Genomic DNA, 13,218 nt, shown 5'->3' with positions numbered 1-13,218 from the left:
CGGTCGCCGGGAGTAACGTGTGCGGCGGATGAGAGGGGCTCCACCGATGACCGACGCCCGCGCGACTGCGCTCGAAGACCTCCGATCGAACCTCACCGGCACGCTCGTGCTGCCGGGCGAGCCCGAGTACGACACGGCGAGATCGCCGTGGAACCTCAGCGTCGACCAACGCCCTGCCGCCGTCGCGACGCCGGCCGACGTCGCCGACGTGCAGGCGATCCTCGCCGCTGCCACCGCGGCCGGGCTCGGCGTCACGACCCAGCCCAACGGGCACGGGGCGACCGACGACCTCGAAGGGGTCGTCCTGATCCGCCCGTCGGCGTTCGACGAGATCACCGTCGACGTCGAGGGCCGCACGCTCCGCGTCGGCGCGGGCGTCAACTGGGGGCCGGCACTCCAGGCGCTCGACGGCACGGGCCTCATCGGGCTCGCCGGGTCGAACCCAGAGGTCAACGTCGTCGGCCTGGCGCTGAACGGCGGGCACTCCATGTTCAGCCGCCGCCACGGGCTCACGGCCAGGTCGATCGTGGCCGTCGACCTCGTCGAGGCCTCCGGCACGGTGCGACGCGTCGACGACACCGACGACGCCGAGCTCATCTGGGCCCTGCGCGGCGGCGGCGGGCACTTCGGCGTCGTCACGGCCATCGAGCTCGAGCTCTTCCCGGCCGACGCGATCTTCGGCGGCAGCCTGGTGTTCCCGTCCGAGGCGGCCGTTCCCGTGATCTCGGCCGCATTCGCGCTGGCCCGCGAGGTGCCCGAACTCGGTCTCGACATCGGCATGATGAAGTTCCCCGACCTGCCCGTGATGCCGCCGCACCTCCGCGGTCGCGTCGTCGCCTCCATCGGGCTCGTGCACCTCGGCGACGAGGCGACGGGTCGTGCATACGCCGACCGCCTGCTGGCCGTCGCCGAGCCCATCGCGAACTCGCTCACGACGTTCACGATCGGGCAGCTCGCCGCGGTGGCCGCCGAACCGACCGACCCCATGCCAACGGCCGACTTCGGTGCGTCGATCGGCAGCGACGACGACGCGTTCGCCGCCGAGCTGGTCGAGGCCTTCCTCGCCGGCGCCGAGCGCGGGCTCATGCGCTGCGGTCTGCGCGCCATGGGGGGCGCGACGGCCGAAGAACTCGGCTCGGAGCTCTCGGCCGTCGGAGCGATCCGCGCACCACTGCTGCTCAGCGCCGGCGTGCTCCTGGTGAGCCCCGACATCGACCCGGTGGCCGCGCTGCAACCACTGCACGATCTCGCGGACCGCCACGGCGTGCTCGGCGGGGTGCCGTCGATGCTCGGCGCCGGCACGCTCGCCGACGTCTACGAGCCGGCCGTGGTCGACCGGCTCGCCGCCGTGAAGCAGCGGGTCGACCCGGGCGGGCTCATCCGCAGCAATCGGGCGATCCGGCCGGCGTGACCGCGCGATCCGGCCGGCGTGACCATGGCCGTGCGGGCGGTCCGCCGTTGATCCGGGCATGAACATGCACCAGCTCGACGCGGCGACCGCTCGTCGTGTCGCCGTGCGTGCGCAGATGCTCGACGCCGAGCGTCCGACCGGGCTGCTGCCGATGGTCGAGCGCCTCACGCTGCTGCAGGTCGACCCCACCGCCGCCATCGCGCCGAACGCCGACCTCGTCGCCTTCAGCCGGCTCGGCGCGGCCTACCGGCCGGCCGACCTCGTGCACGCGCTCGAGCAGGAGCGATCGCTGTTCGAGCTCGACGCCCTGATCCGGCCGATCGCCGACCTGCCGCTCTTCCGTGCGGAGATGGCGGCCTCGCCGACCTGGGAGCGTTCCCGCACCTGGCTCGAGCAGAACGCCGACTTCCGGCGAGACGTCCTGCGTCGGCTGGCAGCCTCATCGGTGCCCCTGCCGTCGCGCGAGATCGAGGACACCAGCGTGGTGCCCTGGCAGTCGACCGGCTGGACCCACAACCGCAACGTCGGCCGCATGCTCGAGTACCTCGTGCTCCAGGGCGAGATCGCGATCGCCGCCAGGCGCGGCCGCGAGCGACTCTTCACGATCGCCGACCGCGTCTACCCGGCCGAGACCGCATCACCCACGCTCGAGCAGGCGGCCCGTGCGCGCGACGAACGCCGCCTCGCCGCGCTCGGCATCGCGCGGGCGAAGTCGACGAAGATGCCGCTCGAGCCCGTCGACGTCGGCGAGGCCGGCGAGTCTGCCGTGGTCGAGGGCGTGCCGGGCGAATGGCGCGTGCACCCCGCCCTGCTCGACGAGGTGCGGTCGGGCTTCAGCGGGCGCACCGCGCTGCTCTCGCCGTTCGATCGGCTGGCCTACGACCGGGTGCGCGCCCTGCAGCTCTTCGGCTTCGAGTACACGCTCGAGATGTACAAGCCCGCCGCGAAGCGCAGGTGGGGCTACTTCGCGCTGCCGATCCTGCACGGCGACCGCCTCGTCGGCAAACTCGACGCCGTCGCCGATCGCAAGCGGGGCGTGCTCGTGATCAACGCGATCCATGAAGATATGGCCTTCGACCGCGCGACGACGGCGGCGGTCGAGGCCGAGATCGGCAGCCTCGCCGGCTGGCTCGGGCTCGAGGTCGAGCAGCCGGGCCGCGAGGGCTGAGGCGGGCGCCGTTCCGCCGTCGCGGCTCAGCCCTCGCCGAGGAACGCGACGGCGCCGTGGCGGAACTCCCGCGACACGGGCGCGTTGAAGTGGTGGCGCCCCGGCAGTTCGAGGAAGGTGCTGCCCGGCGTGGCCGCGGCAAGCAGGCGCGAGCGCTCGAGGATCGCGTCCTCGCTGCCGGTGGCGAAGAGCACCGGCTGCGGCGGCGGGTTCGAGACATCCGGATCCGCATCGCCGAGGCGCATGCCCTCGGCGAGCGCGATGAGGGCGCCGAGGTCGTTGCCGGGCACGCGTTCGGTGAGTGTCACGTAGTTGCGGGTCACCTGGTCTTCGACCGGGGTGCCGTGCTCGAGGTAGGCGCGGGCCTGGTCGATCTGCAGGCGCGCGAGCGGACGCCCGTCGGGGATGCCGCCGAGCACCGCACGGTCGACGCGCTCGGGGTGCGCGACGGCGACCTGCCAGCCCACGCGGGCGCCGAGCGAGTAGCCGACGTAGTGCACGCTCTGCAGCAGGTGGTCGTCGAGCACGGTGACGACGTCCTCGACGAAGAGGTCCATCACGTAAGCGCGGTCGAGGTAGGGCTTGTCGCTGGCGCCGTGGCCGCGCTGGTCGATCGCGAGCACGCGGTATCCGGCTCGCGTGAGGTCTCGCACCCAGCCCGTGTTCACCCAGTTGTCGCGCGCGCTCGACGCGAATCCGTGCACGAGCAGCACCGTCTGCGCCTCGTCGTCGCCCCACGAGTACGTCGCGATACGGCGCCCGTTGGTGCTCATGACGAACTGCGGGGCTGGCATGCCGATCATGCCGGGGATGTCTGGGGCCATACCGACATCATGCCGTGCCGGCATCCCTCGGCCGGCCGTTCTCCGGAGATCTCGCTCGCCTCGCCGCGTCACCGCCGGCGAACGCGGCGCGTCGCCCCGGAACTCCGGAGTTCTGCCGCCGCCGGCCCGCGCGACGTCGGCACGGCCGGCCCCGCGACATCCGCTCAGTCGAGGTGGAAGACCTCTGGGAGCTCCATCCACCACTCGCCCTCGGCCCGCTCGGGGAACGGGCGCTGCAACGGCTCGCACACCGACCACCAGCGCTGCGTCTCGGGGTCGGCGGCGATCGCGGCCATGTCGGCCTCGAGATCGTCGCCGACGTACTCCATGTACGCGAACAGCACCTCGCCGTGCCGGTAGATCGAGTAGTTGCGGATGTTGCTCGCGGTGAGTCGCTCGAGCACGGCCGGCCAGACCTCGGCATGCAGGCGCTCGTACTCCTCGCGGTTCTCGGCCGGCATGCCGATGACCGAGGCGAGGCGTTTCACGAGCGCGCTCCCGCGGGGCGCACGCGCAGGTGCGAGACGCCGCCGTCGACGTCGAGCGCGGTGCCCGTGGTCGAGACCGAGCGCGGGCTCGCGAGGTAGGCGATCGCGGCCGCGACCTCGTCGGGCGCCACCATCCTGCCGGTCGCCTGTCGGGCGTCGAGCGCCGCACGTTCGGCGACGGGATCGGCGAAGCCCTGCAGCATCCGATCGACGAAGGGCGTGTGCACCGTGCCTGGGCAGACGCAGTTGACGCGGATGCCCTCGGCGACGTGGTCGGTGGCCATCGCGTAGGTGAGCGCCAGCACCGCCCCCTTCGAGGCGGAGTAGAGCGCGCGCTGCGGCAGGCCGTTGAGCGCGGCGATGGAGCTGACGTTCACGACGGATGCCGCGTCGGAACGTCGCAGCCACGGCAGCGCCGCGCTGGTCACCCTGGCCATGCCGATGACGTTGACGTCGAGCACGCGCGCCCACTCGGCGTCGTCGTTCTCGGCGACGGTGCCGACGGCGCTGATGCCGGCGTTGTTCACGACGACGTCGATGCCGCCGAGCCGCTCGGCGACCTCGGCGACGGCCGCGTCGATGGAGGCCCGGTCGGTGACATCCGCCGTGAACCCGATGAGCGGGTCGGGCAGGCCGTCGAGGTTGCGGTCGAGCACGGCCACCGTGGCGCCGCGCTCGACGAGCTCCTTCGCGGTGGCCAGGCCGATGCCGGACGCCCCGCCCGTGACGATCGCGACGAGGCCGTCGAACTCGCGGGCGCTCATGCCTGCACCAGGTTCTGGCTCGCCCGGCCGAGGCCGTCGATCTCGAGCTCGACGGTGTCGCCGGCACGGAGGTACGGGTTGCCCTCGATGCCGAGCGCGACGCCGGCGGGGGTGCCCGTGTTGATGAGGTCGCCGGGGCGCAGCACCATGAACTGGCTGAGGTACCAGATGACGTGCGCGACGGAGAAGAGCATGTCGGCGCTCGTGCCGTTCTGGCGGATCTCGCCGTTGACCCAGAGCCGCAGGCCGAGGGCCTGCGGGTCGGCGACGTCGGCGGCCGGCACGAGCACCGGGCCGAGCGGGTTGAACGTCTCGCAGCTCTTGCCCTTGTCCCACTGTCCGCCGCGCTCGAGCTGGAACTCGCGCTCCGACACGTCGTGCGAGACCGCATAGCCAGCGACGTGGGCGAGGGCCTCGTCGGGCGACGCGAGGTAGCGGGCGGTGGTGCCGATGACGACGCCGAGCTCGACCTCCCAGTCGGTCTTCGTCGAGTTGCGCGGGATCAGCACGTCGTCGAACGGCCCCACGACGGTCGAGGGGTCCTTCATGAAGATCACAGGCTCGGCCGGGAGCGCGGCTCCGGTCTCCTCGGCGTGGTCGCGGTAGTTCAGGCCGATGCAGACGACCTTGCCGGGGGCGGCGATGGGTGCGCCGACGCGCAGCCCGGTCGGGTCGATGGCGGGGAGCGTGTCGAGCGCCGCGGCGATGCGGGCGATGCCGTCGGCGGCGAAGAAGGCGCCGTCGAAGTCGGTCGTGAGCGAGCTCGCGTCGAGCGTGCGGGCACCGACCCGCACGACGGGCACCTCACGGCCGACGTCGCCGAGTCGGGCGAGGGTGAAGGGTTCAGTCATCGAAGGGCTCCGATCCAGGGAGGGTGTAGAACCTGCGGGCGGTGCCCGCGAGGATGCCGGCGCGCTCGGCGTCGGTGAGGTCGGCGAGAAGCTCGGAGAGCCCCTGCCAGACGCGGGTGTAGCCGCCCGCGATGAGCGAGACGGGCCAGTCGCCGCCGTACATGAGCCGGTCGGGTCCGAAGACCTCGAGCGCGTGGTCGAAGACGGGGCGGATCGCGTCGACCGTCCAGCCGGCCGGGTCGCCCGTCGTGGCGTAGAGGCCGGAGACCTTGCCGTGCACGCGCGGGTTCTCGGCGACGCGGGCGATGAGCGAGGCCCACGGTTTCCGGGCATCGCTCGTCTCCGCCCCGATCGGCGGCTTGTTCAGGTGGTCGAGCACGAGGTCGAGTTCGGGATGCCGCTCCGAGATCGCGAGCACGGCCTCGAGGTGCTCGGGCAGCACGCCGACCACGTCGAAGGGCACTCCGGCGGCGGCCAGCAGGCCGAGGCTCTCGTCGACGTCGGGCCGGCGCAGCCAGTTCGGGTCGGGCCGGTCGTGGATCAGGTTGCGCACGCCGCTGAAGCCCGGTCGCCGCTGCAGTTCGGCGAGGCGCTCCGCAGCACGGGCGGGCTCGTGCAGCGGCACGTAGCCGACGACGCCGAGCACGACCGGATTGCGGGCGGCCACCTCGAACATGTGGTCGGTGTCGTCGTCGTTGTCGGCGGACTGCACGAGCACGCTGCCCGTGACGCCGGCCGCGGCGAATTCGGACAGCACCTCGCCCATCTCGATGGTGCGGTGCAGCACTCCGGCCTCGGGCGTGAGCCACGAGTACTCGGCCCGCTCGAGATCCCACACGTGCTGATGGGCGTCGATGACCCCGGTCATGCGGCCTCCTCCAAAGATCTGATGAATTCACGAGTGGTGCGCGGGTGGTGACCTAGGCTGTGCCCATGACGAGCGAGAACACCCCCGAGGCCGGCCCGGCGCGATCCCGCGCCCAGGTCGTGATCGACGGCATCCGTCAGATGATCACGAGCGGAGAGCTCGTCGCGGGCTCCCGTCTGCCCGTCGAGCGCGAGCTCGGGGCGAGGCTCGGCGTCTCGCGGGGGCCGCTCCGCGAGGGCGTGCGCGCGCTCGTGATCCTCGGCATCCTCGAGACCCGGCAGGGCGACGGCACCTACGTGACCTCGCTCGAGCCGGGCCGGCTCTTCGAGCCGCTCGGCATGCTCGCCGAACTGCAGAGCCCCGAGAACAACGTGCACCTGCTCGGCGTACGTCGCGTGCTCGAGCCCGAGGCCGCCGCGCATGCGGCGATGCGCATCAGCGACGACGACCTGGCCGAGGCCGCGCGCATCCTCGATCGCGGTGAGGCGCTGCTCACCGACGAGCGCATCGACCTCGAGGCGACGATCGACGTCGACACCGACTTCCACCGGCTCATCGCGAACGCGAGCGGCAATCCGGCGTTCGCCGCCATCATCGACGCGCTCGTGAGCCGCACGGCCCGCGCCCGCCTGTGGCGCGCGATCCACCAGCACGACGCCGTGCACTCGACGCAGCAGGAGCACCGCGCCATCCTCAACGCCCTCGTGGCGCGCGACCCCGACCGGGCCCGCATCCGCATGATGGTGCACGTGCTCGGCGTCGAGGAGTACACCGCCGCCCACCTCGAGGAGTCGGCTCCCGAGATCGTCGACGGCGGGGCGCCCGTCGCGGATGTGCCCGGCGACTGATCGTCGCGGCATCCGCTCGTCACGCATCGCGCAGCAGCCCGCGCTCGGCCAGCGTCGACCAGAGCTCGTCGGGCACCTCGACGGCGTACCGCTCGATGGTCTGCTCGACCTGGTCGGCCGTGCGCATGCCCACCACGACCGAGACGACGCTCGGATGCCGCAGTGCGAACGCGAGGGCGGCCTCGGGCAGCGTGACGCCGAGCGCCTCGCACACGTCGGCGATCGCGTTCGCCCTGGCGAGGATCTCGGCCGGCGCCTGGGCGTAGTCGTAGCGCGCATCGGCCGGCGGGCGCGGGCGCGAGAGCAGTCCCGAGTTGTAGACGCCGGCTGCGACGATGCCGACGCCGCGCTCGGCGGCGGCCGGCAGCAGGTCGTCGAGCGCCCCCTGCTCGAGCAGCGTGTAGCGCCCGGCCAGCATGATCAGGTCGATGTCGTGCCGCAACACGAACTCGGTCGGCATCGCCGACTGGTTCATGCCGGCTCCGACGGCGCGCACGACGCCCTCGTCCCTCAGTTCGATGAGCGCGGGGATCGCCTCGGCGTGGGCCTCCACCCCGTACGCGTCGGGGTCGTGCAGGTAGGCGATGTCGATGCGATCGAGGCCGAGCCGCTCGAGGCTCTCGTCGATCGAGCGACGGATGCCGTCGCGGCTGAGGTCGAACCGCCGCCGAAGGTCGGCGGGCACGTCGAAGCCCTCGTCGTCGCGCGCGCTGCCGTCGTAGGCCTCGTTCGGCACGATGAGTCGGCCGACCTTCGTCGAGAGCACGAACTCGTCGCGCGGGTAGGCGGCCAACGCCGCCCCGAGCCGACGCTCGGAGAGGCCGAGACCGTAGTGCGGGGCGGTGTCGAAGTACCGGATGCCGCGGTCGTACGCGGTCGCGACGGCGGCGGCGGCCTCGTCGTCGGTGGTGGCACGGGCGAGGTTGCCGAGTTGCGCGGCGCCGAAGCCGAGTTCGGTCGGCGACAGACCGGATCGCAGCGTGCGACTCTTCATCGAGTTCCTCCAGGCATGAGAACGGGGTTCCTAAAGGTTAGATGATTTCAAGGAAGGACGCTATTCGTCTGGCATAATCGGAGCGATACGGGCCGATTGGTCTCCTCAATCCGCCCGAACATCGATCTGGAGGATCAATGCTGACCGCCACCTACACCGGCGACCGCACCATCGCCATCGCCGAGGCCGATCCGCAGCAGCCGGCACCAGGGCAGGTGCGCCTTCGCGTCGCCTACGTCGGCCTCTGCGGCACCGACCTGCACATCCTGCACGGCAGCATGGACGCCCGCGTGCAGACCCCGCTCGTGTTCGGACACGAGATGAGCGGCACGATCGACGCCGTCGGCGAGGGCGTCGAGGGCTGGAGCGAAGGGCAGCAGGTCACCGTGATGCCGCTCGCATGGGACGGCACCTGCCCCGCGTGTCTCGCGGGGAACGAGCACATCTGCCAGAACCTCGACTTCATCGGCATCGATTCCCCCGGCGCGCTGCAGGCGACCTGGAACGTGCCGGCCGACGTGCTGGTCGCCCTGCCCGACGGCATCGCACTCGACGCCGCCGCGCTCGTCGAGCCCGTCGCCGTGGCCGTGCACGACGTGCGCCGTGCCGAGATCGCGGGCGGCGAACGCGCCGTCGTGATCGGCGGCGGCCCCATCGGCGTGCTCATCGCCACCGTCGCCCGCGCGTTCGGCGCCGAGGTCGCCGTCATCGAGCTCGACGCCAACCGCCGCGGGCAGATCGCCGGGCTCGGCTTCCCGACGCTCGACCCGCGCGAGGTCGACCAGGTCGCCTGGGTCGAGGAATGGACGGGCGGAGCCGGCGCCGACGTCGTCTTCGAGGTCTCGGGCGCCGCTCAGGCCGTGCTCGGGGCCACCGCCCTCGCCAAGGTGCGCGGCACGCTCGTCGTCGTCGCGATCCACCCCACCCCGCGCGAGATCGACCTGCAGCGCGTGTTCTGGCGCGAGCTGCGCATCCTCGGCGCCCGGGTCTACCAGCGCACCGACTTCGAGCGGGCCGTCGAGCTCGTCGCCGACGGCACGATCCCGGCCGACGTGCTCATCACGAAGATCGTGCCGCTCGCCGAGACCCGCGCAGCGTTCGACGACCTCGAGGCGGGACGGGCCATGAAGGTGCTCGTCGACGTGCAGGCCGGGCAGCCCGAGCAGCAGAGGCGGCCCGAGCAGCAGCACCAGGGGGCATCCGCATGAGCGTCTCGTTCGACCTCACCGGCACGACCGCCGTGGTCACCGGTGCCAAGCGCGGCATCGGCTTCGCGATGGCCGAGGCCCTCGCCGAGGCCGGCGCCGACATCATCGGCGTGAGCGCAACGATCGAGGCCGAGGGCAGCGCGATCGCCGCCGCCGTCGAGGCGCACGGTCGCCGTTTCGAGGCCAGGGCGGTGGACTTCGCCGACCGAGACGCCGTGATCGCGCTCGGCGCCGAGCTGCGCGAACGCGAGATCGACATCCTCGTGAACAACGCGGGCACCATCGAGCGGGCCCCGGCCGCGGAGCATCCGCTCGAGTGGTGGGACCGCGTCGTCGAGGTGAACCTGTCGAGCCAGTTCGTGCTCACGCAGGCGGTGGGCGCCGGCATGCTCGCGCACGGCCGCGGCAAGGTGATCTTCACGGCGAGTCTGCTGAGCTTCCAGGGCGGCATCAACGTGCCGGGCTACGCGGCCGCGAAATCGGGCATCTCCGGCCTCGTGAAGGCCCTCGCCAACGAGTGGACCGCGCGCGGCGTGACCGTCAACGGCATCGCGCCCGGCTACATCGCCACCGACAACACCCGGAACCTTCGCGACGACCCCGAGCGCTCGAAGGCGATCCTCGACCGCATCCCCGCCGGCCGCTGGGGTCGGGCCGACGACATCGCCGGGGCGACGGTGTTCCTCGCCTCGCCCGCCTCCGACTACGTCTCCGGCGTGATCCTGCCCGTCGACGGCGGGTGGCTCGGGCGCTGAGCACCCGCCGCGCTGCGCCTGCCGCCTCCGTCGGGCGCAGCGCGCTCGGGGAGGGGGGTCCGGCGTCCGGCCCACCCCGACGCGGCGCACGGTGGGGCATCCGCGACTGGTCACGTTCTGCTGCTTCCGGGCCTCAGATTCCCGCAGAACGTGACCACTCGCGCGCGCAGCGCGGCGTGGCGCAAGGCCCGGCGTGGCGTGAGCGCGCCGCGCCGGACACGTCGCACGAGCGGCGACTGCGGCGACGAGTGGCGACCGCCGCGGCGGGTCAGTCCAGCTGCAGGCGTCCGTCGACGCGGCGCGGGATGCCGCGATACCCGTCGCGCAGCTCTGCGGGCAGCACGGCCTCCGGCGCGTCCTGGTACGCGAGCGGGCGCAGGAACCGGCGGATCGCGCTCACGCCGACCGAGGTGTGCTGCGAGTTCGTCGCGGGCCACGGGCCGCCGTGGTGCTGCGCCCACGACACGCGTACGCCCGTGGGGTAGCCGTCGAATACGATGCGGCCGACGCGCGGTGCGAGCGCGGCGACGAGGCCTGTGACGGCCTCGACCTCGGCGGGCTCGCTGTGCACGGTCGCGGTCAGCGAGTCGGGCACGGCGTCGAGCGCCGCGAGGATCTCGCCGTCGTCGGCATACCGGGCGACCACGATGAGCGGACCGAACGCCTCCTCGGCGATCTCGGCCGTGAGCGCGGTCGCCTCGACGCCGAGCACGGTGGGCGCGGCCGTGAACCCCGCTCCCCCGTCCGTACCGGCCCCCTCCGTTCCGCGGGCGAGCACGTCGACCGCGCCCGCGGCGACGAGTCGCGCACGGATGTCGTCGAACGAGGTCGCGATGCGCTCGTTGAGCAGTACGGATGCCGCGGCATCCGTCGCCCGCTCGACGAGCCGTGCGACGAGCGCGTCGCCGTCGGCGCCGGCCGGCACGAACGCGACGCCGGGCTTCGTGCAGAACTGCCCGGAGCCGAGCGTGAACGATCCGTACAGGCCGTCGGCGATCTCGGTCGCACGCGCGGCGGCGGCGCCCGGCGTGATCACGAGCGGGTTGAGGCTCGAGAGCTCGCCGTAGAACGGGATCGGCTCGTCGCGGCCGGCGATGATGTCCATGAGCGCCTGCCCGCCGTGCAGCGAGCCGGTGAAGCCGACCGCGCGAACGAGCGGATGCGCGACGAGCGCGGCACCGGCGGCGGTGCCGTAGACGATGCCGAGGAGGCCATCGGGGGCGCCGTATGCGCCGGCCGCTTCCGAGAGCACCGCGAACGAGCGCGCGGAGGTCTCGAGGTGCGAGGAGTGCGCCTTCAGCACCACGGCGTTGCCGCCGGCGAGCGCGGAGGCGGTGTCGCCGCCGGCCACCGAGAACGCGAACGGGAAGTTGCTCGAGCCGAACACCGCCACCGGCCCGATCGGGATGAGCATGCGACGCAGCTCGGGCGCGGGCCCGAGCGCGGTCTGGCCCGCGTGGTCGATCGCGACCTCGAGGTACCCGCCCTCGCGCACGGCCTCGGCGAAGAGGCGGAACTGGAACGCGCTCCGAGAGACCTCTCCGTCGAGGCGGGCGGCGCCGAGGCCGGTCTCGCGGTCGGCGACGGCGACGAGCCCGGCGCGATCGGCCTCGAGGGCGTCGGCGAGTGCGTGCAGGAGTCCGGCACGCCACGCGCGGTCACGGCCGGCGACGTCGGCGAAGGCGGCCTGGGCGGCGCGCACGATCGTGTCGGCCTGCTCGGGCGCGGTCGCGTCGAGCCCGGTGGGCGTGACGGCCCCGGTGCGGGGATCGGTGGTGTTCAGCATTCGGGTCTCCGGGGTCAGCGCAGCAGGCCGCGCGCGGCGAGGGAACGGTAGAGGGCGTCGATGCCGAACGTCCACGGCTCGGCGTCCGCGGTCGAGCGCACGCGGTTCACGAGTGCGCCGAGGCGCGGCTCCGCAATGCGCACGAGGTCGCCGTCGTGGTGGGTGAAGCCGCGGCCGGGCAGGTCGCGGTCGTCGACGGGGGCGAACATCGTGCCGAGGTAGAGCACGAACCCGTCCGGGTACCGGTGGTGCTCGCCGACGACCTGCGAGACGAGATCGGCGGGGTCGCGGCTGATGCGCGCGAGCTCGCTCGTGCCGTCGAGGCGGTAGCCGTCGACGCCGTCGATCGTGAGCGACACGACCGCCTGCCGCAGGTCGTCGAGCGCGTACCCGTCATCGAACAGGCGGATGAACGGGCCGACCGAGGCCGAGGCGTTGTTGTCCTTCGCCTTGCCGAGCAGCAGTGCGCTGCGGCCCTCGACGTCGCGCAGGTTCACGTCGTTGCCGAGGCTCGCGCCGACGATGCGGCCGTCGGAGCTGACGACGAGCACGACCTCGGGCTCCGGGTTGTTCCACTGCGACGCCGGGTGCACGCCGACATCCACGCTCGTGCCGACCGTCGCGAGCACGGGCGCCTTGGTGAACACCTCGGCGTCTGGTCCGATGCCGACCTCGAGGTACTGGCTCCACCATCCGCGCTCGAGCAGCAGCGCCTTGAGCGCCGCCGCCTCGTCGGATCCGGGCTTCAGGTCGTCGAGGCTGCCGCCGATCGTGTCGAGGATCTCGCGGCGGATCACGGCCGCCGCGTCCTGGTCGCCGCGCGCCCGCTCCTCGATGACGCGTTCGAGCATGGACACGGGGAACGTCACGCCGGCGGCCTTCACCACGTGCAGGTCGATCGGCGAGAGCAGCCACGGCCGCGCGACATCCCTCGTCTCGGGCGGGGTGTTCGCGACGACCTCGGCGAGGCTGCCGATGTGCCGCCCTGCGCCGGCCGCGAGCGCCTCGGCCAGCACGGCGGCCGGGTCGGCAGCCTCGGTCAGGGCTCGCATCGTCGGGAACGCGGTCGACACGTCGAGCAGGTCATCGCCGCGCAGGGCGACCACGGCGGGGCCGGCGGCGGCCGCGTCTGCGCCGGGGGCGGCGGGCAGCCAGGCGCGGCCGACCAGGGTCGCGCGGTCGGCGTCGACGGGCAGGAGGTCTCGTGCTTCGGGCCAGGTCATCGGTGGTGCTCCTCGTGGTCGGCGGCTGTG

At 72.8% G+C, this 13,218-nt stretch carries 13 protein-coding genes; 5 read left to right on the top strand and 8 right to left on the bottom strand.

Translation table 11 applies throughout. The features are described 5' to 3' along the window. The first annotated feature begins 46 nt into the window (after window positions 1-46). Window positions 47-1,411, top strand: coding sequence for an FAD-binding oxidoreductase (locus tag ASE68_RS03900; protein WP_055855334.1), 1,365 nt, complete (start codon window positions 47-49; stop codon window positions 1,409-1,411). A 58-nt stretch (window positions 1,412-1,469) separates the two neighbouring features. Continuing rightward, window positions 1,470-2,579 (top strand): DNA glycosylase AlkZ-like family protein, encoded by a 1,110-nt coding sequence (locus ASE68_RS03895; protein ID WP_055855332.1) that lies wholly within the window; start codon window positions 1,470-1,472, stop codon window positions 2,577-2,579. 26 nt (window positions 2,580-2,605) lie between these two features. Here ASE68_RS03895 and ASE68_RS03890 read toward each other — a convergent pair whose 3' ends face one another. From ASE68_RS03890 to ASE68_RS03870, 5 genes are all read right to left on the bottom strand, one after another. Then, window positions 2,606-3,403, bottom strand: a complete 798-nt coding sequence (locus tag ASE68_RS03890; protein WP_055855329.1) for an alpha/beta fold hydrolase — start codon at window positions 3,401-3,403, stop codon at window positions 2,606-2,608. Between the two features lie 164 nt (window positions 3,404-3,567). Continuing rightward, window positions 3,568-3,891 carry an L-rhamnose mutarotase gene (locus tag ASE68_RS03885; RefSeq protein WP_055855327.1) on the bottom strand — a complete coding sequence of 108 codons (324 nt, stop codon included), beginning with the start codon at window positions 3,889-3,891 and terminating at the stop codon, window positions 3,568-3,570. Further along, the gene (locus ASE68_RS03880; protein ID WP_055855325.1) at window positions 3,888-4,655 is read right to left on the bottom strand and encodes an SDR family NAD(P)-dependent oxidoreductase; all 768 of its coding nucleotides are present in this window, start codon (window positions 4,653-4,655) and stop codon (window positions 3,888-3,890) included. The genes ASE68_RS03885 and ASE68_RS03880 overlap by 4 nt, the downstream gene beginning before the upstream one ends. Next, the gene (locus ASE68_RS03875; RefSeq protein ID WP_055855323.1) at window positions 4,652-5,506 is read right to left on the bottom strand and encodes a fumarylacetoacetate hydrolase family protein; all 855 of its coding nucleotides are present in this window, start codon (window positions 5,504-5,506) and stop codon (window positions 4,652-4,654) included. Before ASE68_RS03875 ends, ASE68_RS03880 begins: the two co-directional genes overlap by 4 nt. After that, window positions 5,499-6,374 (bottom strand): amidohydrolase, encoded by an 876-nt coding sequence (locus ASE68_RS03870; RefSeq protein WP_055855321.1) that lies wholly within the window; start codon window positions 6,372-6,374, stop codon window positions 5,499-5,501. Before ASE68_RS03870 ends, ASE68_RS03875 begins: the two co-directional genes overlap by 8 nt. A gap of 65 nt (window positions 6,375-6,439) precedes the next feature. Here ASE68_RS03870 and ASE68_RS03865 point away from each other — a divergent pair, with 65 nt between their 5' ends. Continuing rightward, a complete protein-coding gene (locus ASE68_RS03865; protein WP_055855319.1) occupies window positions 6,440-7,222 on the top strand; it encodes a FadR/GntR family transcriptional regulator in 783 nt (260 codons plus the stop codon). 19 nt (window positions 7,223-7,241) lie between these two features. On the opposite strand, the gene ASE68_RS03860 is transcribed toward ASE68_RS03865, so the two are convergent. Beyond that, window positions 7,242-8,216 carry an aldo/keto reductase gene (locus ASE68_RS03860; RefSeq protein ID WP_055855317.1) on the bottom strand — a complete coding sequence of 325 codons (975 nt, stop codon included), beginning with the start codon at window positions 8,214-8,216 and terminating at the stop codon, window positions 7,242-7,244. A 137-nt stretch (window positions 8,217-8,353) separates the two neighbouring features. Between ASE68_RS03860 and ASE68_RS03855 the strand changes: the two genes are divergently transcribed. Together ASE68_RS03855 and ASE68_RS03850 are read left to right on the top strand one after the other, a co-directional pair. Further along, window positions 8,354-9,424 (top strand): zinc-binding dehydrogenase, encoded by a 1,071-nt coding sequence (locus ASE68_RS03855; RefSeq protein WP_055855315.1) that lies wholly within the window; start codon window positions 8,354-8,356, stop codon window positions 9,422-9,424. Continuing rightward, window positions 9,421-10,179, top strand: coding sequence for an SDR family oxidoreductase (locus tag ASE68_RS03850; RefSeq protein WP_055855313.1), 759 nt, complete (start codon window positions 9,421-9,423; stop codon window positions 10,177-10,179). The genes ASE68_RS03855 and ASE68_RS03850 overlap by 4 nt, the downstream gene beginning before the upstream one ends. 268 nt (window positions 10,180-10,447) lie before the next feature. On the opposite strand, the gene ASE68_RS03845 is transcribed toward ASE68_RS03850, so the two are convergent. Beyond that, entirely contained in the window at window positions 10,448-11,965 is a 1,518-nt protein-coding gene (locus tag ASE68_RS03845; RefSeq protein WP_055855312.1) for an aldehyde dehydrogenase (NADP(+)), read from the bottom strand. Between the two features lie 14 nt (window positions 11,966-11,979). Beyond that, window positions 11,980-13,188 carry a fumarylacetoacetate hydrolase family protein gene (locus ASE68_RS03840; protein ID WP_055855310.1) on the bottom strand — a complete coding sequence of 403 codons (1,209 nt, stop codon included), beginning with the start codon at window positions 13,186-13,188 and terminating at the stop codon, window positions 11,980-11,982. Window positions 13,189-13,218 lie beyond the last annotated feature (30 nt).

Source organism: Agromyces sp. Leaf222, from assembly GCF_001421565.1.
Taxonomy (GTDB): Bacteria; Actinomycetota; Actinomycetes; order Actinomycetales; family Microbacteriaceae; genus Agromyces.
Note: the sequence above shows the minus strand (reverse complement) of the source record. Positions and strands in the feature narration are given on the sequence as shown.